At 63.3% G+C, this 19,176-nt stretch carries 20 protein-coding genes; 13 read left to right on the top strand and 7 right to left on the bottom strand.

Features of this window, described 5'->3' with window-relative positions:
• Window positions 1-64: 64 nt before the first annotated feature.
• Complete coding sequence (locus C444_RS12985) at window positions 65-1,063, top strand: TIGR04024 family LLM class F420-dependent oxidoreductase (protein ID WP_004593378.1); 999 nt, start codon at window positions 65-67, stop codon at window positions 1,061-1,063.
• Window positions 1,064-1,078: 15 nt separating this feature from the next.
• On the opposite strand, the gene C444_RS12990 is transcribed toward C444_RS12985, so the two are convergent.
• A complete protein-coding gene (locus C444_RS12990; protein WP_004593379.1) occupies window positions 1,079-1,771 on the bottom strand; it encodes a 6-hydroxymethylpterin diphosphokinase MptE-like protein in 693 nt (230 codons plus the stop codon).
• 410 nt (window positions 1,772-2,181) lie between these two features.
• Here C444_RS12990 and C444_RS12995 point away from each other — a divergent pair, with 410 nt between their 5' ends.
• Window positions 2,182-3,642: an alpha,alpha-trehalose-phosphate synthase (UDP-forming) gene (locus C444_RS12995; protein ID WP_004593380.1), complete on the top strand. Its 1,461-nt coding sequence runs from the start codon at window positions 2,182-2,184 to the stop codon at window positions 3,640-3,642.
• A gap of 22 nt (window positions 3,643-3,664) precedes the next feature.
• On the opposite strand, the gene C444_RS13000 is transcribed toward C444_RS12995, so the two are convergent.
• Entirely contained in the window at window positions 3,665-4,510 is an 846-nt protein-coding gene (locus tag C444_RS13000; RefSeq protein WP_004593381.1) for a DUF7537 family lipoprotein, read from the bottom strand.
• 201 nt (window positions 4,511-4,711) lie between these two features.
• Between C444_RS13000 and C444_RS13005 the strand changes: the two genes are divergently transcribed.
• Window positions 4,712-5,812, top strand: a complete 1,101-nt coding sequence (locus C444_RS13005; protein WP_004593382.1) for a polymer-forming cytoskeletal protein — start codon at window positions 4,712-4,714, stop codon at window positions 5,810-5,812.
• 40 nt (window positions 5,813-5,852) lie between these two features.
• On the opposite strand, the gene C444_RS13010 is transcribed toward C444_RS13005, so the two are convergent.
• Together C444_RS13010 and C444_RS13015 are read right to left on the bottom strand one after the other, a co-directional pair.
• Window positions 5,853-6,932: a dipeptide epimerase gene (locus tag C444_RS13010; protein ID WP_004593383.1), complete on the bottom strand. Its 1,080-nt coding sequence runs from the start codon at window positions 6,930-6,932 to the stop codon at window positions 5,853-5,855.
• Window positions 6,929-7,972 carry a DUF1611 domain-containing protein gene (locus tag C444_RS13015; RefSeq protein WP_004593384.1) on the bottom strand — a complete coding sequence of 348 codons (1,044 nt, stop codon included), beginning with the start codon at window positions 7,970-7,972 and terminating at the stop codon, window positions 6,929-6,931. Before C444_RS13015 ends, C444_RS13010 begins: the two co-directional genes overlap by 4 nt.
• Window positions 7,973-8,105: 133 nt before the next feature.
• Between C444_RS13015 and C444_RS13020 the strand changes: the two genes are divergently transcribed.
• Window positions 8,106-8,852 (top strand): helix-turn-helix domain-containing protein, encoded by a 747-nt coding sequence (locus tag C444_RS13020; RefSeq protein ID WP_004593385.1) that lies wholly within the window; start codon window positions 8,106-8,108, stop codon window positions 8,850-8,852.
• A 105-nt stretch (window positions 8,853-8,957) separates the two neighbouring features.
• Here C444_RS13020 and C444_RS13025 read toward each other — a convergent pair whose 3' ends face one another.
• On the bottom strand, window positions 8,958-9,710 hold the full coding sequence (locus C444_RS13025; protein WP_004593386.1) for an IclR family transcriptional regulator: 753 nt from the start codon (window positions 9,708-9,710) through the stop codon (window positions 8,958-8,960).
• 331 nt (window positions 9,711-10,041) lie between these two features.
• On the opposite strand from C444_RS13025, the gene C444_RS13030 reads away from it, so the two are divergent.
• The 9 genes from C444_RS13030 (at window position 10,042) to C444_RS22375 (ending at window position 18,380) form a co-directional block, all read left to right on the top strand.
• Window positions 10,042-11,595, top strand: a complete 1,554-nt coding sequence (locus C444_RS13030; RefSeq protein ID WP_004593387.1) for a Na+/H+ antiporter NhaC family protein — start codon at window positions 10,042-10,044, stop codon at window positions 11,593-11,595.
• Window positions 11,592-11,864, top strand: a complete 273-nt coding sequence (locus C444_RS13035) for a DUF7513 family protein (RefSeq protein ID WP_004593388.1) — start codon at window positions 11,592-11,594, stop codon at window positions 11,862-11,864. Before C444_RS13030 ends, C444_RS13035 begins: the two co-directional genes overlap by 4 nt.
• Before the next feature lie 78 nt (window positions 11,865-11,942).
• Window positions 11,943-12,956, top strand: a complete 1,014-nt coding sequence (locus tag C444_RS13040) for an alanine dehydrogenase (RefSeq protein ID WP_004593389.1) — start codon at window positions 11,943-11,945, stop codon at window positions 12,954-12,956.
• A 117-nt stretch (window positions 12,957-13,073) separates the two neighbouring features.
• On the top strand, window positions 13,074-14,033 hold the full coding sequence (locus tag C444_RS13045; protein ID WP_004593390.1) for a nucleoside hydrolase: 960 nt from the start codon (window positions 13,074-13,076) through the stop codon (window positions 14,031-14,033).
• A gap of 125 nt (window positions 14,034-14,158) precedes the next feature.
• Window positions 14,159-15,241: a M24 family metallopeptidase gene (locus C444_RS13050; RefSeq protein WP_004593391.1), complete on the top strand. Its 1,083-nt coding sequence runs from the start codon at window positions 14,159-14,161 to the stop codon at window positions 15,239-15,241.
• A gap of 98 nt (window positions 15,242-15,339) precedes the next feature.
• Window positions 15,340-17,037, top strand: a complete 1,698-nt coding sequence (locus C444_RS13055) for a glycoside hydrolase family 13 protein (protein ID WP_004593392.1) — start codon at window positions 15,340-15,342, stop codon at window positions 17,035-17,037.
• Between the two features lie 78 nt (window positions 17,038-17,115).
• The gene (locus C444_RS13060; protein WP_004593393.1) at window positions 17,116-17,886 is read left to right on the top strand and encodes a creatininase family protein; all 771 of its coding nucleotides are present in this window, start codon (window positions 17,116-17,118) and stop codon (window positions 17,884-17,886) included.
• 75 nt (window positions 17,887-17,961) lie between these two features.
• Window positions 17,962-18,126, top strand: coding sequence for a hypothetical protein (locus C444_RS22370; RefSeq protein WP_004593394.1), 165 nt, complete (start codon window positions 17,962-17,964; stop codon window positions 18,124-18,126).
• Window positions 18,127-18,215: 89 nt separating this feature from the next.
• Window positions 18,216-18,380: a hypothetical protein gene (locus C444_RS22375; RefSeq protein WP_004962921.1), complete on the top strand. Its 165-nt coding sequence runs from the start codon at window positions 18,216-18,218 to the stop codon at window positions 18,378-18,380.
• A gap of 97 nt (window positions 18,381-18,477) precedes the next feature.
• Here the strand turns inward: C444_RS22375 and C444_RS13065 are convergent, their stop codons facing one another.
• Both C444_RS13065 and C444_RS13070 read right to left on the bottom strand, forming a co-directional pair.
• A complete protein-coding gene (locus C444_RS13065) occupies window positions 18,478-18,678 on the bottom strand; it encodes a hypothetical protein (RefSeq protein WP_004593395.1) in 201 nt (66 codons plus the stop codon).
• Window positions 18,679-18,838: 160 nt separating this feature from the next.
• Window positions 18,839-19,126 carry a DUF5789 family protein gene (locus C444_RS13070; RefSeq protein WP_004593396.1) on the bottom strand — a complete coding sequence of 96 codons (288 nt, stop codon included), beginning with the start codon at window positions 19,124-19,126 and terminating at the stop codon, window positions 18,839-18,841.
• Window positions 19,127-19,176 lie beyond the last annotated feature (50 nt).

Consider the following 19,176-nt stretch of genomic DNA (forward strand, 5'->3'; position numbering starts at 1 on the left):
CACATACGTTCCAGTCGCTAACAGGAGTCTGCCCGGTCGCCATTCATCGCGTGGGGGGCGACAGATGACAGCGCGGGACGTGTATCTCCCGGTCGCGGCACAGCCGTCGGTCGATACGCTGGTCGAGATGAGCCAGCAGGCCGAGGACAGTGGCTACGACCGGGTCTGGCTCCCGGAGACGTGGGGGCGAGACGCGGTGACGACCCTGACTAGCATCGCCGAGCACACGTCGACGGTCGGTCTCGGCTCCTCGATTCTGAACGTGTACTCGCGGTCGCCGGCGCTGCTCGGCCAGACCGCGGCGACGCTGCAGGAGGTCTCGGACGGCCGCTTCCGCGCCGGTGTCGGACCCTCCGGGCCTATCGTCATCGAGGGCTGGCACGGCCGTGATTTCGAGAATCCGCTCAAATACACGCGGGAGACCGTCGATATCATGAAACTGGTGCTCTCCGGGGAGACCGTCGACTACGACGGAGACGTCTTTTCGCTGTCCGGGTTCCGACTACGCTGTGAACCGCCCGAACCCGTGCCACCCGTGGACGCCGGCGGCCTCGGCCCGAAGTCGGTCGAGCTCGCCGGTCGCTTCGCCGACGGCTGGCACGCGCTGATGCTGACCGCCGACGGCCTCCGGGATCGACTGGAAGACTTCGAGCACGGCGCGGACCTCGGCGACCGCGACCGCGCCGACCAGCGGGTGACGCTGTCGCTGACGTGCTGTGCGATGGACGACCGGGCGCAGGCCCGCGAACTGGCCCGCCAGCACGTGGCGTTCTACATCGGCGGGATGGGGACGTTCTACCGCGACGCGCTGGCCCGCCAAGGGTACGAGGACACCGCCTACGAGATCGCAGAGCAGTGGGGGTCGGGCGACAAAGCGGCCGCCGTCGACGCGATCAGTGACGAGCTACTGGACAGCATTGCCGTCGCCGGTACGCCCGAGGAATGTCGCGACCACATCGCACAGTTCGAGGACATCGATGGCGTGGACGCGATCAACATCTCGTTCCCCCGCGCCGCCGAACCGGACACTATCGACACGACCATCGACGTGTTAGCGCCCTGAGTCGGGGAGTCGTTTTCAGTCGGTATCTACTGGCTCGATGTCGTCACGTCGGCCGTCGAGCACGTCGAAGCGCTCGCCCCGGCGCTGTTCCAGCCAGCGCAGCAGTCGTTCGGCCCAGCGGAGCTTCCGGCGCTTCTCGGCGGTCACGGACGGGTCCTCGAAGTCCCAGCCGGGGAACACAAGCGAGCCAGCGCCGAAGTGGTCTGCGAGGAACGCGGCGCGGTCACCGTCGGTGAAGCCGCCGTAGTTGTGGGCCGGCGGGGCAGGGGCCGCCTGTGTCGTCGGCACGACGAACTCGGTGTCGTAGGTCGGAATATGTGTCTCCAGTTTGGGGATGTTGTCGCCGTGAGCGTGAGCGACGACCGGCGTCCCAGCAGCTGTCAGTTCCCGCCCAGTGTCGGCGTTCTTGTCCAGGTCCGTTACCATGCAGTCGACGGCGACACCTTCCGTCTGGAGGCGGTCGGCGGCCGTGGACGCCGCGAAGACCACGTCAGCATCGGCTGCCCGGTCGGCCTCGGCTTCTAGCGACGGGCCGGCCCCGGCGATAGCGACCGTTGCACCGTCGAGGCCGAGGCTCGTCGGGTCGTACGTGCTGTCGTCGCCGAGCAGGTCACCGAACCGGTCGCGGGCGCGTTCATCGCCATCACGGGGGTAGCCGAAGTCGTCGAGGATATCCTCGTACACTGGTTCCCAGGTGTGAAATTCCATCTGTTGTCAGGCACCACGGAGTGGACGTGCTTCTGTCTTGTTCACCAGATCAGTCACACCGCTTCCACACTACCAACACTCCACAGCGTAGCCGTCGCTACCGAATTCGTGTTCAGATAAACCGAGTTGAGCCGAAATGGCACGTCCGTGTACCCCTACCCGGGTGCCCTTTCGGCTTTCACCCCTTTCTTTCGAGGCCTCCGGTATAAGTTTTCTCTTACTGCTAGCCCCGGTGACGGGTCACACAGGCAGTGATGGCCGCTGTGCCTGCTTCCCTCGACGACTCCCTGACTGCAACAGTCAGCGGGACAGCGAACTACAGCAGTCCGTACGAGATGACCTGTTACGCTGGATACACGAGTCAGTAGTCCACGACAGTCTCAAGGCAGGGAAGCACTTACCGAAGCCAAATGGTTCCGGAGCTGTCAGTGAACGCGCAAGACGGTGCAGTTCCGGACTCGCTGGTGGTCGTCTCGAACCGAGAACCGTACAGCCACGAGCGGGACGACGACGGCAAGATACGGGTCCAGTCCGCGGCGGGTGGGCTGACGAGCGCACTCGACCCGGTGATGCAGTCGCGGGGCGGTACCTGGGTCGCCTGGGGCAGCGGCGACGCCGATATGGCCGTTGCCGAGGAGGGCATGATCGAAGTCCCGCCGTCTGCCCCCACATACGACCTGAAACGCGTTCCCCTCTCGGACGCGGCAGTTCAGGGCTACTACTACGGCTACGCCAACCAGGTACTCTGGCCGCTCTGCCACGAAGACACGGGCCGAATGTGGGCCGAGCCCGCTTACTGGGACCAGTACCGCGCCGTCAACGAGCAGTTCGCCGAGGCCGTCGATACAGTCGCCGACGCGGGCCAGCCGGTCTGGTTTCAGGACTACCACCTGGCGCTGGCTCCCAGAGCGGTCCGGGAACGGCGGCCGGATGCGACGCTGTTGCAGTTCTGGCACATCCCTTGGCCCGCACCATCGGTGTTTCGGCACTGCCCTCACAGCGACGTGCTTCTCGACGGATTGCTGGCCTGTGACGTGATCGGCTTTCACACAGCGGCGTACGCAGAGCAGTTCCTGCACTGCGTCGACCGTGCGTTCCCCGCGGCGACCATCGACACGGACAGCGGGACAGTCGTCCGCGGCGGCGACAGGACACGGGTCGTCGCGAACCCGCTAGGTATCGACGTCGAAGCGGTTCGGGACCGAGCACGGACCGCTGACGTGGCCAGTATCCGGGATACCGTGCTGGGCGGCAGCCGCTCGGACCCGTCGATTCGACTCGCGCTCGGCGTCGAGCGACTCGACTACTCGAAGGGCATCCCCGAACGGATTGAGGCGCTGGCGCACCTCTGGGAGCGCCGGCCCGACCTCCGCGGAGCATTCACGTACGTTCAGAAGGCGAGCCGAACGCGGGAGGGGATCGCCGCCTACCGCCGGTACCGGGCGGACGTCGTCGACGCCATTGAACGCGTCAATGACCGCTTCGGAACCGGTGACTGGCAACCCATCGTCTACACCGAGGCCAACCTCGACAACGAGACGCTCGCCGGCCTGTACCGGGCCGCCGATGTTGCAGTGGTGACGCCACACCGCGACGGGATGAACCTCGTCGCCCACGAGTACCCGGCGGCCTGTGTCGACGGCGATGGTTCGCTCGTACTGAGCGAACTGGCCGGCGCGGCGACACATCTCGACGGCACGCTAACGGTCAATCCGCACGACATCAACGCGATTGCTGATGCCATCGAGCGGGCACTGGAACTGGGCGAAGCGGAAACAAGTGACCGGCTGACGCGCCTAAAGCACAGTGTCGAGGCGCTCGACAGTTCGCAGTGGGTCGCCAGGCAGTTCAGCGCCGGACAGTCGCTGTAATCTTTGCCGTCGGTTGTCGGCACTACGCGTTCGACAGCCAGTCCGGTTCCGTGACGGTGGTGTCATCGACTTGCGAAACGGAGAGCGACAGCGTCACCGTCACCGGCTGGCCGTCCCGTTCGGTCGTCACCCGGTACTGGAACGACCGGACGACGCCGTCCTCGTCAACGAGGACCGTTGCACTGGCCGAGTCCGTCGTCCCGTTGGCCGAGACGTTCGTCGAGACGGCGTCGTCGGCCGCGAACCCGGTAACGTTGCTCCCGGTGGCTTTGAACTGCGAGACGCTGTCACCGTCGGCCATCTCGGTACCGGCGTAGGTCCAGTTGATAGCCGATCCGAGCGACTGGAGCAACGAGCGGTCGATGACGCTACTCTCGTTGACGGGCTGGACCTGCCCGTCGTACGGCGGTGTCGCGGAGCGGTAGTCCGTCATCTCCTGCTCACCGCGGACGAGGACTCGACGCTCTGCGGTGGTTCCGTCGGCGGTGTAGGTCGTCGTCTCCAGCGTGTCGCCGCTAGCCTGAACCAGTTCACCCTGCGCCAGCGACCGGTCGCTCTGACGGTCGATAGCAACGGTCCGGTTGATGAACACAGAGCGGTTCTGGCCGTCCCGGACCGTCGAGAGCTGGAATGACAGCGAAGTCGTGAACGACGAGTTCGACAGCGTCTCGAAGTGTCCGCGTTCGATGGCCCCCGCGTCGAAGCCAGACGATCCGGGTGCAGGGCCGTTGGCGTCAGCCGAGGTCGCTGCTACTTCGGTGCCTGTGCCGTCTGTGCCCGTCCCAGAGCCGAGCAGCCCGCTACAGCCGGCGGACGCTGTCAGTAACACCACGAGTGCAAGCGAGAGGTGGCGGCGTTCGAGTAACATACCGGAGCCACTGTAGCAGTGGCTTAGTTCGTTATGGCCGTTCGACTGTCAGGTTTCGGCCGGCTGCACGTCACAACCGGACTCGATGGCCGCCCCGTCACCAGCGCGAAACTGCGGTGATGCCGTTCCCGTCCGACCAGCGTCAGACGTCCGTCATGCACGTCATGAGGGTTTAATACGAACGAAACCGCTATAGCAACCGTGCCTCTCGGCTCCGACCCGCTGTCCGAACTCGACATTCCCGACGGGACGACTGTCGAGGAACACGATCTGGTGACCGACGGTGACGTCATCGTCGGCGGCCAGTCCACCGTGGAGTTCGGCGTGCGCGGGCGGACGGTCATCGCCGACGAGCGGGTCCGCTTTGGCGGCCACATCGAAGCCGAAGGTGACTGTCGGCTGGACATGTGGTGTGACGTCGCGGACAACGTGCTAGTCGGCGAGGACGCCTACATCGGCGAACGGGTACATATCGGCGGCGAACTCCGTGTCGCGGGCGATCTGGATATCGGCGACGACGTGGACATCGAGAACGGGTTCGAGGCAAACGGCTGGATCGTCATCCGCAATCCGATGCCGACCATCGTCTTCCTGTTCGTCTACCTCTCACAACTCCTCCGAATCGGCGAGGAAGACGCGGCCGAGGAGGTAATCGACGAGATGCTAGACGACGGAAGTGACGAACACGACCCGGTTCTGATTCCACGCGGTGCGAGCGTCTCGGACGACGCCTGGCGCGTTTCGACGCCGGCGACGGTCGGCGACGACTGCCGGCTCCACGGCAACATCCGCGCGAAGTCCCTCGAAGTCGGCCGCGACACGGTCGTCTTCGGGAGTCTCCGCGCGAAAGACGATATCGTGGTCGGCCGGGGCACGGAGATCAAAGGGGACGTAACGACCCGCAGCGGCACCGTCCGGGTCGGCCCGGGAGCGAAGGTCTGGGGCGACATCTCGGGGACGACCGTCGAACTCCACGAGAACGCGACGGTCGACGGGACGATCCGGGCTAGCGAGGAGATGCAGATGCACACCGAGACCGTGCTAGACCGGCCGGACGAATCCGCTGCGGCGATGGCGGAGATGGCCGAATCGCTCGAAGCTGACACTGACACTACGGAGCCAGCCACCGAACGGAGCGATTCCACCGATACAGAGCCGCCAGTTGATACAGCAGCCGACGACAGCCCTGCCACTGCGGATAGTGCGGCAGCCGACAGCGGCGACGGGGACGGAGCAACAACTGGCAGTGATACTTCGGAAGACGATCCCGACGTCGAAGAGGCGGCGGAGTCTGCAGAGTAAGCGCTCGGCCGCTATTTTGCGTAGCGAAACGCCACAACGCTCAGTTCTCAGTCGCGTCACTCACAGCCGCCGGCGGTGAAACTCCGTGCCCCGGCCCGTCGATATCGATACGCGGGCTGAACGACATCGACGGCGGCGTTTCCTCGAGCAGCAGGTGGCCATCCAGATCGACGTGGTCGAAGGCACCGAGCCCAGCGGCAAGATGGGCGCTCGTCGCGATCCCGGTTGTACCTTCGAGCATACAGCCGAGCATACAGTCGAGCGAGGCGGCCTCGGCGATGGCTGCAATCCTTGCCGCCCCAAGGAGCCCCGACTTCCCGAGTTTGACGTTGATCACGTCGGCAGCCCCGTCGCGAACCACGGCTGTTGCATCCGCCGGCGTGAACACGGCCTCGTCCGCGGCGACGGGAACCGGAAGTCTGTCGCGGGTCCTCGCAAGACCGCGGATATCGTCCTTCGGCGTCGGCTGTTCGACTAGTGCGAGGTCGACCCCGGCCGCGGTCACCTCGTCGACAAACTGCTCTGTAGCCTTCGGCGTCCAACCCTGATTCGCATCCACCGTAATCGTCGCGTCGGGCGCAGCGTCCGCAACGGCGACCGTCCGGGCTACGTCATCATCGATGGCCCCGCCGGTCTTGACCTTGATGTGGTCGAAGCCAGCAGCCGCGGCGCGCCTGGCTCGTTCGGTTGCCGCGTCAGGCGAGACTATCGGAACGGTGATGTCGGTGGTAACCGCGGTCGGCGCGCCACCGAACAGCTCCGAGAGCGGGATGCCACGGTCGCGACAGTAGGCGTCGAGGAGGGCTGTCTCGACAGCGAACAATGCCGAAACCGCTCCGGGCACTGCGGCCCGCACCTCATCGACGAGTTCGCGGTAGTCGGCGAGAGCCGCACCCTCAAGCATCGACGTTACCGACCGAGCGGTCGCTACGGCGGCTGCCTGTGTCTCGCCGGTCACCGGCGGCAACGGGGACCCCTCCCCGTGGCCGATGACACCTGAGTCCGTCTCGACCAGAACGACCAAGTTCCGCGCTTTCTCCCGGGTTCCGAGCGATATCTCGAACGGTTCACGGAGTTCGCGGTCGAGCGACGCGACCGAGACGCGGTCGATACGGGTCATAGCGCCTCCAGAACGGCTGCAAGGAGTTTCTCTGGGCCGTCATCGTCGTAGATGTTCGCCGCCGGAAGCCCTGTTCTGGCGGTTTCCGCCTCCGGGTCGCCCCAGGTGGAGAGCGCCGCGACTGTCGTCTCTGCGAGGTCAGTAATCGCGCGGCGTTCGGCCTCGACGCCGGCCACGGTGAGGTCGTCGAAATGGGAGCGGGCCTCCCGGGAGGGGTCGTCAGCCAGCACGACTGCGTCGGGGGCCGCTCCGTGGAGCAGGCCAAGCGTCACCCCGCCGTATGCGGTGTGCGTGAGGGCGGCCTGCCCTTCGACGAACACGATATCGTGGTCCGCTGCGACATCGAGCACCATGTCCTCGACGACGCCCGAAACGAAGTCGGCCGGGACCCGGTCGATGACGACACCGCGGTCCGCGCCGACGAGGATGCCGGTCTGTCCCGTCGCAACCCAGCCGGCGTCGAGTCCGGCATCGGTCGCCGCCCGGTACAGTTCGAAAGTCGTCGTTCGTTTCCCGACGGCACAGTCGGTCCCCATCGTCAGGACGACGTCTGCGTCAGCCTCGTTCCCGCGGCCGTCACCGAGCGTCAGATCGGCTACCGACGGCGGTTTCCGAACGTCTACGAGGTCGACGTCGTGTTTCTGGGCGTGCTTGGTCCAAGCTGGGCGCTCGCTCAAGAAGACGTGCAAGCCGGAAACAACGTCACAGCTCCGTTCCATCGCGCGCTGGATAGCCTCGACCCAAGCTTCCGGGAGATCACCGCCGGCTGGCGCGACGCCGATGACGAGGACGGCTGCGTCCGGGGCTCGATCCAGCGCCTCGGTGACGGCTCCGACGACCGGGGTGTCGTCGGCAGCGGGCCAATCAAGGGCTGCTCCGGCGTTGGGGCTGGGACACGTCGAGTCCACGACGGCCCGCGCGTCGAACAGCTCTCCGTGCATAACGATACCGTTGGCCGTCTTCCCTTCCGGCTGTCCGAACGCTCCCTCTGCGAGTACAACGGCAGGCGTGCCTTCGTCGTATTTTCGCCGCAAGTCCATACTGCTGTACACCGTCGGTGTGACTGACAAACCAGAGCCTTACATGTGTGGCACCCGGTGCGAATACTGGAGGACGGCCCGTAATGAAAGTGAGAACAGACGAACGCTATCGTGTCACAGAACCTAGAGAGCGATGGGCGCTGACGGCTCCGATATGACTGCCGCTGGACGAAGCGGCGGTCTCCAGCTGACGCTCGAGTTGGAGCACCCCGACTGCTGGATGCGGGAAGTGACGGCGGCCACCTCGGCCAGACTGCTGGTCAACGCGGCGTATCTGGTCGACGGGAAGGTCAAGGCCCACGTTGTCGCGTACGCTGAGTCGGCGGCCGCGGTCGAGGCGCTCGTCGCGGCGACCCGGGGGTCTGACCACACACACGCAGTCACGGAAATGGATACCCGTCGTAGCTTTGGCGGAATATCGGCCCCAGTAAACAAAGCGACGAGCACGCTTCTCGTCGAATACGGCCCAGAAGAGAGTATCCACGACGCGCTGGTCTCACACGGGTTCATGAATCAGGAACCGATCCGAATCCGCGACGGGACCGAGTACTGGACGGTCGCTATTGACGAATCGCGGGCGACGATACAGGAGAAACTCGACGCCGTGTGCACAGAGAAAGACGCGACGATAACCGTGACCCAGATTACGTCCGCGACCACCGGAAGCAGGGAATCCGATGGGGTGGCTGTCCGACAGCTTTCCGACAAACAGCGTGAAGTGTTCGAACTGGCCCGCAAACGCGGCTATTACGATTATCCAAGAGAGGTAAGCGGGAGCGAACTGGCCGATGAACTCGGCATCGCGAAGACAACGTTTCACGAACACCTCCGGAAAGTCGAGGCCACGCTTCTCGGTCCAAGAGACGCTGATCGGGACTGACGACAGTAGAGGCACTCAGCCCGTGCTTTGATTTATCATCTTCACAGTCACAGAGCCGGCGTCACACAGCCGTTCCTCGCTTGCGACTACAGGCGCGACCGAGCGCTACTGGACCCCGATTTCCGACTCCAGTCCCTCGACGACATCCTGCAGCATCGACGCGAGTTCCTCGTTCGGTGGCAGCCGATACAGCGGTCCAGAGATGTCCAGTGCGCCGAGGACGCCGCCATGTGGGGCGGTGACCGGCACGCCGACCGAACGAAGCCCCTCGACTGCTTCCTGATCGTTCACCGAGTAGCCGCGCTCTTTCGTGCGGTCGATGTCTTCCATGAGGGCTTCGCGGTCGGTGATTGTGTACTCCGTCTCAGTGGGCAGTCCCCATCGGTCGAGAATCTCGTTGACTCGGGTCTCCGGCAACGCGGCGAGGATTGCTTTCCCGACTGCCGAGTTGTGCAGGTAGTAGTACCGGCCCACTTGGAATCCTTTCGACGGGACGTTGGCGACGACGTTGAACAGCGTTATCGCGCGCCCGTACTCCTCGACGGCGAACGTGACCTCCTCGCCACAGCTATCGGCGAGTTCGTGTGTTTTGCGACGGGCGACCTCGTACCACTCGTTTCGGGTCCGAGCGCCCTCTCCGAGGTGGAACAGTTTCAGACCGAGTCGGTACTGCTCGCCTCGTTTGACCAGATACTCCTGATCCAAGAGTGTCTTGAGGTGAACGTGAATCGTACTCGTCGAGAGGTCCAGCCGGTCCGCAAGCTCACTCATTCTAGCCTCCCCCAACTCGTTTACCGCATCGATGATCGCAAGGGAGGTTTCAGTCGTCTGGAGACGACGACCGCTAGAGCTGTCCATACCACTGTGGACTTGATAGTGATATAAAAAGGTCCGGTCATAGTGGAACAGGTGCAGTGGATATTATATATAGGTGTGATAGTTACTGAGTTGTCGATTACCCCTGATTATATTCTATGGCATGAGTATCTGGAATGATACCGTCCTGCCGCAGTTCGGGCCAAATATACCGTTAGTCCGTCGTCCAATATCCGTCAGAAGTGGACTTTTATATATCTGCAGCGACCGTAGCGGGATGAGACTTCACCAGAGGCGGCTCCTGTGATTTGTTACCGGAGAGATAGTTATTATCATGAACTTTTGCGTGTGTATCTGACGAGGCACAGAATGTATGTCAGACACGGATAGTGGCGATGGGACAGAGATCGAGGAGATCTCTGGTCCGGACGTCGAAGCAATCGAGTTCTACGGCGGACGGTGGATGAGTGTGATTCCCATAGGGGTGTTCATCCTGTGGGCGATTGTCCAGAGTGGCCTGTTCGGTATCGGGGATACGACTGGACTTGTCGCGGGAATGCTCGTGGCGCTCATCGTCGGGATGTTCTTCGCCAAAGGAGACTGGAAGAACTACGCAAACACCATCTTCGATGGGATGACGAAGCGAGTTGCCGCGACGGCAGTCGTCGCGTGGCTCTGGGCAGGGATGTTCTCGAACACGCTCCAGGCAGGCGGCTTCGTCGGCGGACTCGTCTGGGCAGCGAACGCAGCGGACGTCGGGGGTGCGCTGTTCCCGGCTGCCACGTTCATCCTCGCAGCGCTGTTCACGACCGGTATCGGAACCGGCTACGGCGCGGCAGTCGCCTTCTCGGCGCTTTTCTTCCCGGCCGGGATCCTGCTCGGTGCGAACCCGGTATTGCTGTTCGGAGCGATTCTCTCGGGGGCCGTCTTCGGGGACAACCTCGCGCCAGTCAGTGATACGACAATCGTGAGCGCAGTGACGCAGGACGCCGATATCGGTGGCGTCGTCGCCTCGCGGTTCAAGTACGCCGTTATTGCGGCAGTACTGGCACTTGTGGCGTACGTTTTCGCCGGAAACGCGATGGCCGGGCTGGACATCTCCCAACAAGCACAGGACCTGTTCGTCCAGAACAGCGAACCAGCGGGACTGTTGCATCTCGTTTCCATGCTTGTCGTCATCGTGACGGCAGTCATGGGGCGACACATTGTCGAAGCCATTTCGTGGGGACTCATCGTTGCGGTTGTGTTCAACGTCGTCTTCGATCTCGCACCGCTGAGTGACGTGTTGCTGTTCAAAGTTCCCGAAACGTCAGCAGCCGCGAGCTGGGCCGGTTCACTACCCATCGCGGAAGTGGTCGCGGCCGAAAACGCCGGCGTCACCGGGTCGATCTACAACGGTGCAGCCGGCTTCTTCCCGCTGATCGTGCTCGTGTTGCTCATCGTCGCCGGGTCGGAGATCATGATCCGTGGCGGTGGCTTCGAGGCGATACAGGAATGGCTGCTTGAAAACGTCGCGACTGGCGTCCGAAAGGCCGAGACGACGATGGTGGTCGGCACCGCCCTCGTCAACTCAATGATCACGATCAACACGGCCGCAGAGATCGCGATTGCGCCGTACATCGCCCGCATCGGCCAGCGGTACAACATCAACAGCTACCGCCGGGCGAATATCCTCGACGCGAACACGTCGGCGCTCGGATACATCTTCCCGTGGGGCGGTGGCGTCCTCATCGGCTTCGCGACGCTACAGGGCCTCCCGGGACAGTACGAGTGGTTCACCAGCGCGATGGTTGTCAACCCCGTGCAGGTGTGGCCGTACGTCTTCCACGGCTGGTTCCTGTTCGGCGTGTTCCTTCTCTCCGCACTGACCGGCTTCGGACTCGAGTACACCACTGACCGCAAATCCAAGGATGTGACCCGTCTATGAGCATGTTCAGCAAGTTCCTCACTGGGATGTCCTTCAGGTCGACCACGCCGACGTTCGAGGCGGGCGAAGAGATAGAAGTGTACGTCACGGAACTCGACGAGGAATCCGGCGAACTGGTCGCACAGGTCGGCGAGACACGCCTCTACTTCGAAAACGGCGAAGCAGACATTATCGGCTGTCGTGTGCTTGCGACGGTCGAATCGTTCAACGACGCCGAGCACCGCGGCCGCGTCACCCACCGTGAGACGCTGTCTCAGGGGTCGTTCTAGGAGTGCCAACGAGAGCCGAGAATACACTGAGTCAGTATCGCGCGAGCAAATAAACCGATATAATACATTCACAACACTATGAGCAATTCACTATATTCCACAGCACGACAGGACAACCAGACGACTATCGTCCCCAGTACGGACATCGAAGCGGCCGTCGAGATGGCGGACCTCGTTCCGGCCATCGAGGCCGCGTTCGCCGCATACGAAAACGACACGGCGCAGATGCCGCCGAAGTCCTACATCGACCTGCCACAGCACAACGGGGACTTCCGGTCGATGCCGGCTTACCTCGAAACGGACGACTGGGAGGCGTCAGGCATCAAGTGGGTGAACGTACACCCGGACAACCCCGACGAGTTCGACCTGCCGACCGTGATGGGGACGCTCGTGTACACGGACCCCGAGAGCGGCTTCCCACTTGCTGTGATGGACGCGACGACACTGACAATGAAGCGAACCGGTGCGGCCGCCGCCGTGGCGACGGACCACCTCGCCATCGAGGACGCGACCTCGCTTGGCATCATCGGTGCCGGCGTCCAGTCCTATACGCAACTGGAAGCCATATCGCAAGTGCGGCCGATTGAGTCCGTCATCGTCAGCGACCTCGACGACGACCGCGTCCAGCGGTTCATCGACACCTTCGGCGACGAGTTCGACGTGCGAGCGGGTACGATTCGCGAGGCGGCCCAGTGTGACATCCTGTCGACGGTCACGCCGGTCGAGGACCCCATCGTCACGCTCGACGACCTCGGGGAGCACACCCACGTCAACGCCATGGGTGCCGACGCCGAAGGCAAGCAGGAACTCCACACCGACGTCATCCGCGAGGCCACGCTCGTCATCGACGACTTCGAGCAGACGACCCACTCCGGCGAGATAAACGTCCCCTGGAGCACGGGCGATATCGACGAGTCGGATATCGACGCCGAACTCGGCGAGATTGTCGTCGGGAACGCGCCAGGTCGCGAGAACCTGTCCGGGATAACCGTCTTCGATTCGACCGGCCTCGCGATTCAGGACATCGCCGCCGCACGTATCGTGTACGAATCGCTCGGTGACGACAGCGGATACCGCCTCGAAATGGTGTAATCCCGGCGGTTCACAGCGTCGCTTGGTCGTTCACCCATCGCTGTCGGGTGGCGCAATGTAGATGTGGCACACAGTTGTGGCCCGGTATCATTTGTATGTGCCATACGACGAGGGGATATGCGACGCGTCATCATCGACACGGACACCGCGGGCGACGACACACAGGCGATTCTGCTTTCCTGTCTCAGTGATCGAGTTACCGTCGAAGCACTCACGGTCGTTGCCGGTAACGTTCCCTTCGAGCGAGAGGTCGAGAACGCGAAATACACGCTCGAACTCGCCGGTTCCCTCGACGTCCCCGTCTACGAAGGGGCGAGACAGCCGCTTCTCAAGGAGTTCGAACACGCGACGTACATTCACGGCGAGGACGGTCTCGGCGGGGACCTGTTCCCCGACACCGGCATCGAGTCTGCGGCAGGGTTTGGCCCCGACGAGATCGTTGACCGCTGTCGGGCGGCCCCGGGTGAAATCACACTGCTCTGCATCGGACCGCTGACCAATCTGGCGCTGGCGTACGCCCGCGAGCCTGACCTTCCGGAACTTGTCGATGAAGTATGGGTGATGGGCGGGAACGTCAACTGCGAGGGGAACGTCACTCCCGCCGCGGAATTCAATCTATGGGTGGACCCCGACGCCGCCCGGCGCGTGTTCGACGCCTTCGAGGTTACGCTCGTCGACTGGGGCGTGTGTCTTCGGGATGCAGTGTTCAGCACCACCGAGTTCGAGGCGGTATCGGCGTTCAACACTGAACTGGCGTCGTTCTTCGAATCGGTGACAGAACAGGCCCGGGCGTTCAACAGCGAGGGTCCCGACGACCCTGGATGGACGGCACTTCCGGACAGCGTCACCGCCGCGCTGCTTGCGTATCCGGAACTCCGCGAGGAGGTGTCAACGTATCACGTCGCGGTGGACGACCGCGAGGGGCTTACCCGCGGGTACACTAGCGTTGACGTCAACGGTGTGACTGACGGTGAACCGAACACCCACGTCGTGGAGTCCGTCGATAGCGAGGCCTTCCAGTCGGTCATGTACTCGCTGCTCCAGTCCCGTGACCCTGACAGCGGTATCGCCGAGTGAGTCGGGAGCGGAATCGAACACGATAGCAAGGTGTGTCGTAATTGCCGCTGTGCGAGACTGGGTCACCAGTCCTGTTGCCGCGTGTTGTCCCTGGTTTTTACTGGGGGCCGGCGTCATGTCAGGGTATGACGCTTACAGACCGTCTCGACCAGTACCTCCGGACAGCGGGGCTCGAAGCCGTCTGGTTCGCCCGGCCGAACTCCTTTGCGTGGCTCACCGGTGGTGGCGACAACGTTGTCGACCGGGAGGGCGACATCGGCGTCGCCGCCGCGGGCTACGACGGCGACGAGGTACGGGTCGTCACCGACAACATCGAAGCGCCGCGGCTCCGCGACGAGGAACTCGACGGCGATGTGACCGTCGAGACGTTCGACTGGCACGCCGAGTCGCTGGCCGAGGCCGTCGCTGAAGCGAGTCCGACCACAGCGGCTGCTGATTTCGATGTCCCCGGCTTCGAATCAGTCGACGCCACACAGCTCCGCCAGCCGCTGACCGAAGGCCAGATGAAACAGTACCGTGAACTCGGGCGAGACACCGCGGACGCAGTCGAGACCGTCGCGCGGAAAGTCGAACCCTCCCACACCGAACTCGATGTGACCGCGGTGCTCCGGCAAGAACTCGAAGGCCGAGGCATCGCCACGCCCGTCGTGCTCGTCGGCAGCGCTGAGCGAGCACAGTCGTACCGGCACTACACGTCAACCGACGCGGAACTCGGCGACTACGCGCTCATCTCGGTGACCGCCCAGCGGAACGGCCTGCACGTCAGCACCACCCGTGTTGTCGCGTTCGACCCACCGGAGTGGTTCACGGATCGAACCCGCAAAGCCGCCCGGGTCGAGACCACTGCGCTGGCCGCGACACAGGCAGCCGGTCGAGATGGCGACACAGCAGGCGACGTGTTCGCCGCCATTCAGGACGCTTACGCCGAGGTCGGCTGGGAAGGCGAGTGGCAGAATCATCACCAGGGCGGCGCTGCGGGCTTTGCCGGCCGCGAATGGATCGCCACGCCCGGCCACGAGGCCGATGTCGCATTGCCACAGGGGTACGCCTGGAACCCGACTATCGCCGGCACGAAGACCGAGGACACCTATCTCGTCTCAGCCGACGACATCGAACTGCTGTCCGCGACCGGTGACTGGCCGACCGAGACGGTCTCGGCAGTCGGCTACGACCTGGAACTGCCGCGACACACGGTGCTGGAACTGTAGCGGTACTGCGGCCATCTCTAGCCGGCGGAGCGGAGATGTTTACAACGGGTGTTGTATGAACCCGTGGATTTAAGCAACGCGTCAGGCTACCCCTCTGTATGACCGCAGAGCGCGCCTGGTGGAAGGAGGCAGTCGTCTACCAGATTTATCCCCGGAGCTTCAACGACAGCGACGGCGATGGCGTGGGCGACCTACAGGGAATCATCGAGCGCCTGGACTACGTCGCCGACCTCGGCGTCGACGTCATCTGGCTCAATCCGGTGTACGACTCCCCGCAGAATGACAACGGCTACGACATCAGCGATTATCGGGCCATCTACGACGAGTTCGGGACAATGGCAGACTGGGAAGCGCTACTTGAAGAGGTCCACGAGCGAGGTATGCGACTCGTCATGGACCTTGTCGTCAATCACACGTCGGACCAGCACGAGTGGTTCGAGAAGTCCCGACAGCGGGACCCGGAGTACGAGGACTACTACATCTGGCGCGAGGGCGGAACAAACGAGGACGGCGAGCCCACGCCCCCGAACAACTGGGAGTCCTTTTTCGGGGGCTCCGCCTGGGAGTACGACGAGGCGCGCGGCGAGTACTACCTCCACCTGTACGACACCTCACAGCCGGACCTGAACTGGCGCAACGACGCCGTCCGACAGGACATCTTCGACACCATCGAATGGTGGCTGGAGAAGGGCATCGACGGCTTCCGGATGGACGTCATTAATCTCCTGTCGAAAGCCGAAGGACTGCCCGACGGCGATCCGGACAGCGAGTGGGTCGGGTCCGAGCATTTCATCGATGGGCCGGAGATGCTGTCGTATCTCGACGCAATGGACGAGCAGGTGCTGTCGAACTACGACGTGATGACCGTCGGGGAGATGCCACAGCTCACCGTCGAGTCGGCCCGCGAGTACGCCGGCGCTGAGGGGCCGCTGGACATGGCGTTTCACTTCCAGCACACGAAACTCGACTACGCTGACGGCGAGCGGTGGTCAGTCGGCGACTGGAGCCTGCCGGACCTGAAGCGTATCATCGACCGCTGGCAGGACGGGCTGGCGGCGGACGGCTGGAACACGTTGTACTGGGAAAACCACGACCAGCCGCGGAGCGTCTCCCGCTACGGCGACCCTGAGGACTACCGCCCAGAATCCGCGAAACTACTCGGAACGTTCATCCTCACGCTCCGTGGCACGCCCTACATCTACCAGGGGCAGGAACTCGGGATGACCAACGCCGACTGGGACACGATGGACGACCTCCGCGACGTGGACGCCATCAACCACGCGCGGGAGCTACTTGACCGGGAGGGCTTCGACGACTACGACGACGTGAAAGACGTCGTCGGCTACCGGACCCGTGACAACGCCCGGACACCGATGCAGTGGGACGACTCGGAAAACGCCGGCTTCACCGACGGCGATCCTTGGATTCAGGTCAATCCGAACTACAGAGAGATCAACGCCGCCGACCAGCAAGCCGATACGGACTCCGTCTACAACTACTACCGACGACTCATCCAGTTGCGCTCCGACAGGGACGTGCTGGTGTACGGGGACTACACCGACCTGCGTCCCGACCACGAGACCGTCTTTGCCTTCACGCGGTCGCTGGCGACGGACTCGGGAACCGAGCGGCTTCTCGTCGTCCTGCACTTCGATGACGCGGCGGAAACCTTCGACCTCCCAGTCGAGTACGCCGATTCGACGCTGCTAGAGTGCAATTACGACCACGACGACCCGGACCCGGGAACAGTGACGCTCGCGCCGTACGAGGCTCGCGTCTACGAGCTGTTCGACTGAGCCCGTCGTACTACCTGAACCACCGCAGGGTCCGTAGCGAGGCACAGATTCAAGACGCGTCCGTCACCAGCACGTGGTATGTATCTTGCCGACGAGACGTGGCCGGACCTCGGCGACTATTTCGAGACGGAGTCGCTCGCGCTCGTCCCGCTCGGATCGACCGAGCAACACGGGCCGCATCTCCCGCTGGCGACGGACCACCTCATTGGGGAAGCCTTTGCCCGAGAAGCCGCCGACAGGACTGGCTACCTCTGCACCCCGACAATTAACGTCGGCGTGAGCCCCCACCACAGACAGTTCAACGGGACGATGTGGGTCGACGCGCCGGTGTTTCGCGACTACGTCGAGTCGTTCACTCGGAACCTGGCGTACCACGGCATCGACCGGGTTATCTACGTGAACGCCCACGGCGGGAACGTCGAGCACCTCCGGGAGGTCGGCCGCCGGCTCCGGGACGACGAAGTGCTGTACGCTATCGAGTGGATGTGGGACGAGAGCATCCCGGACCTCGTGGACGACCTGTTCGAGCAGAACGGGCCACACGGCGGGCCGAAGGAGACGGCCATGATTCAACACCTACGTTCCGAACTGGTTCACGACGACCGCCTCGAAGACGCCCGGGACGGCGGGATTCCGAGCGTCGAAGCGGCGGAGACAAAGAAGTACGGCTCGCGGACCTTCTACGACGCCGCTGATAACACCGACAACGGCGTCCTGGGCGACCAGACCGACGCCACGGCCGAGAAGGGCGCGGAGATGTTCGAGGCGGCGACCGAACAGCTCGTCAGGCTCTGTGAATGGCTGGACGCGCAGGCGTTCGACGACCTCCTACCGGAGCAACACGTCTAAGCCGGACACCATGGGAGCAGGTCCCGGCGCTCACGTTGCAGGTGGGTTTTTGCGACAGGCCGGTGAACGGAGCGTATGGTCCTCCTCCTGTTTCCCGGTATGCCCGGAGTTATCGAACTGGTCATCCTCCTCATCATAATGGGTATCTTCCTCGTCGTTCCCCTTGCACTCATCGTGGCCGCGTACCTGTTCGGCAAGCGCCGCGGCAGAGCCGAGGTGAGCGAGTCTGGCGATTCGTAACCAATCGCCAGACGGCGGCCAATCGGCGCGTAATGGGCCTGTCGCGGCGAATCGACTCGTTTATCGGTCCCACTCTATGAGGGGGATGTGTGTCCCCACCGAGCCCCCATCCCGAGTCGCTTCGTAGCCGAGCGTTCGAAATAACGGTTGATGATGGACGAGAGACCTTCAATGCGCTCAGTATCGAGCACGCCGACTGTGAGACGGAATGGATTATCTCCGACACGGTGTGTGCGCTCGAAAACATGCGGTAACTGACCGCAAGCTGTTGTGTTGTGGCGCGACGATAACGAACCGTACTGCGTCGGACCGCTGACCCGCTGTGACCGCTCAGGTGTTGCTTCTTGTGCTTCACTCCGCCGAGAGCCGTCGCCAGACTGGCATGAACACGCCGTAGAACGAGCCAAAGAACAGGACAACGGCGACGATAGCTAGCTCGCGCCCTTCCACGCCGAATACATCATACAGGGTTCGGAGAACGATGATAACCCCGAGTCCCCAGATAGCGAATGCGGCTTGCTCTTTCCAAGACATCCCCCGCCTACGGAACATACGCTGTCTCCACAACAGACGGTATCAAACCCTGTGGTTCAAGCACGATAGCGGATTACCGGGTGGACAGCGGGTGTCACACGGGCTATGTGGTCAGATGGGCCACTGCCAGACCGGCTAGTGTGGCCACATCTGGACAGACAAAAGTCCGCTGCCCGGCTTACTCGGTCGGGACGGGGCCGGTCCCGATGACATCTCGGACCGCGCTCTCGAACTCCTGGCGGTCGGCGAAATATGGCACGTCGACGTCCTCGAGCACCGTTGCGAGTTCCTGCGGACCGTCCGGCGTCCGAATCGTCGTGTCACCCTCGCGGTCGACGATAGTGCTGTGTTCGATGCCCCAAGTGAGCCGCGCCGAAACGCGGGAAAGCGGCGCACCGGCAACGTCGGGTCCGTCGCCAAGTTCGACAGCCGGCTCCTCCGCGTCCTCGCTTTCGTCGTCGCTCATATCCGAACAGTGCCCGTGGGTCCGATTAGTGCTTTCGGAACGACTCGCAA

This window comes from Haloarcula japonica DSM 6131, assembly GCF_000336635.1.
In the GTDB taxonomy this organism is placed as follows: domain Archaea; phylum Halobacteriota; class Halobacteria; order Halobacteriales; family Haloarculaceae; genus Haloarcula; species Haloarcula japonica.

What these genes read in the sequence shown, in the direction of transcription:
- C444_RS13060 (WP_004593393.1), top strand. Translation starts at nt 17,116, where the DNA reads ATGTATCTTGCCGACGAGACGTGGCCGGACCTCGGCGACTATTTCGAG.
- C444_RS12995 (WP_004593380.1), top strand. Translation starts at nt 2,182, where the DNA reads ATGGTTCCGGAGCTGTCAGTGAACGCGCAAGACGGTGCAGTTCCGGAC.
- C444_RS13020 (WP_004593385.1), top strand. Translation starts at nt 8,106, where the DNA reads ATGGGCGCTGACGGCTCCGATATGACTGCCGCTGGACGAAGCGGCGGT.
- C444_RS13045 (WP_004593390.1), top strand. Translation starts at nt 13,074, where the DNA reads ATGCGACGCGTCATCATCGACACGGACACCGCGGGCGACGACACACAG.
- C444_RS13010 (WP_004593383.1), bottom strand. Translation starts at nt 6,932, where the DNA reads ATGACCCGTATCGACCGCGTCTCGGTCGCGTCGCTCGACCGCGAACTC.
- C444_RS22370 (WP_004593394.1), top strand. Translation starts at nt 17,962, where the DNA reads ATGGTCCTCCTCCTGTTTCCCGGTATGCCCGGAGTTATCGAACTGGTC.
- C444_RS13025 (WP_004593386.1), bottom strand. Translation starts at nt 9,710, where the DNA reads ATGGACAGCTCTAGCGGTCGTCGTCTCCAGACGACTGAAACCTCCCTT.
- C444_RS13000 (WP_004593381.1), bottom strand. Translation starts at nt 4,510, where the DNA reads ATGTTACTCGAACGCCGCCACCTCTCGCTTGCACTCGTGGTGTTACTG.
- C444_RS13035 (WP_004593388.1), top strand. Translation starts at nt 11,592, where the DNA reads ATGAGCATGTTCAGCAAGTTCCTCACTGGGATGTCCTTCAGGTCGACC.
- C444_RS13040 (WP_004593389.1), top strand. Translation starts at nt 11,943, where the DNA reads ATGAGCAATTCACTATATTCCACAGCACGACAGGACAACCAGACGACT.
- C444_RS13065 (WP_004593395.1), bottom strand. Translation starts at nt 18,678, where the DNA reads ATGTTCCGTAGGCGGGGGATGTCTTGGAAAGAGCAAGCCGCATTCGCT.
- C444_RS12990 (WP_004593379.1), bottom strand. Translation starts at nt 1,771, where the DNA reads ATGGAATTTCACACCTGGGAACCAGTGTACGAGGATATCCTCGACGAC.
- C444_RS13030 (WP_004593387.1), top strand. Translation starts at nt 10,042, where the DNA reads ATGTCAGACACGGATAGTGGCGATGGGACAGAGATCGAGGAGATCTCT.
- C444_RS13050 (WP_004593391.1), top strand. Translation starts at nt 14,159, where the DNA reads ATGACGCTTACAGACCGTCTCGACCAGTACCTCCGGACAGCGGGGCTC.
- C444_RS13070 (WP_004593396.1), bottom strand. Translation starts at nt 19,126, where the DNA reads ATGAGCGACGACGAAAGCGAGGACGCGGAGGAGCCGGCTGTCGAACTT.
- C444_RS13055 (WP_004593392.1), top strand. Translation starts at nt 15,340, where the DNA reads ATGACCGCAGAGCGCGCCTGGTGGAAGGAGGCAGTCGTCTACCAGATT.
- C444_RS12985 (WP_004593378.1), top strand. Translation starts at nt 65, where the DNA reads ATGACAGCGCGGGACGTGTATCTCCCGGTCGCGGCACAGCCGTCGGTC.
- C444_RS13015 (WP_004593384.1), bottom strand. Translation starts at nt 7,972, where the DNA reads ATGGACTTGCGGCGAAAATACGACGAAGGCACGCCTGCCGTTGTACTC.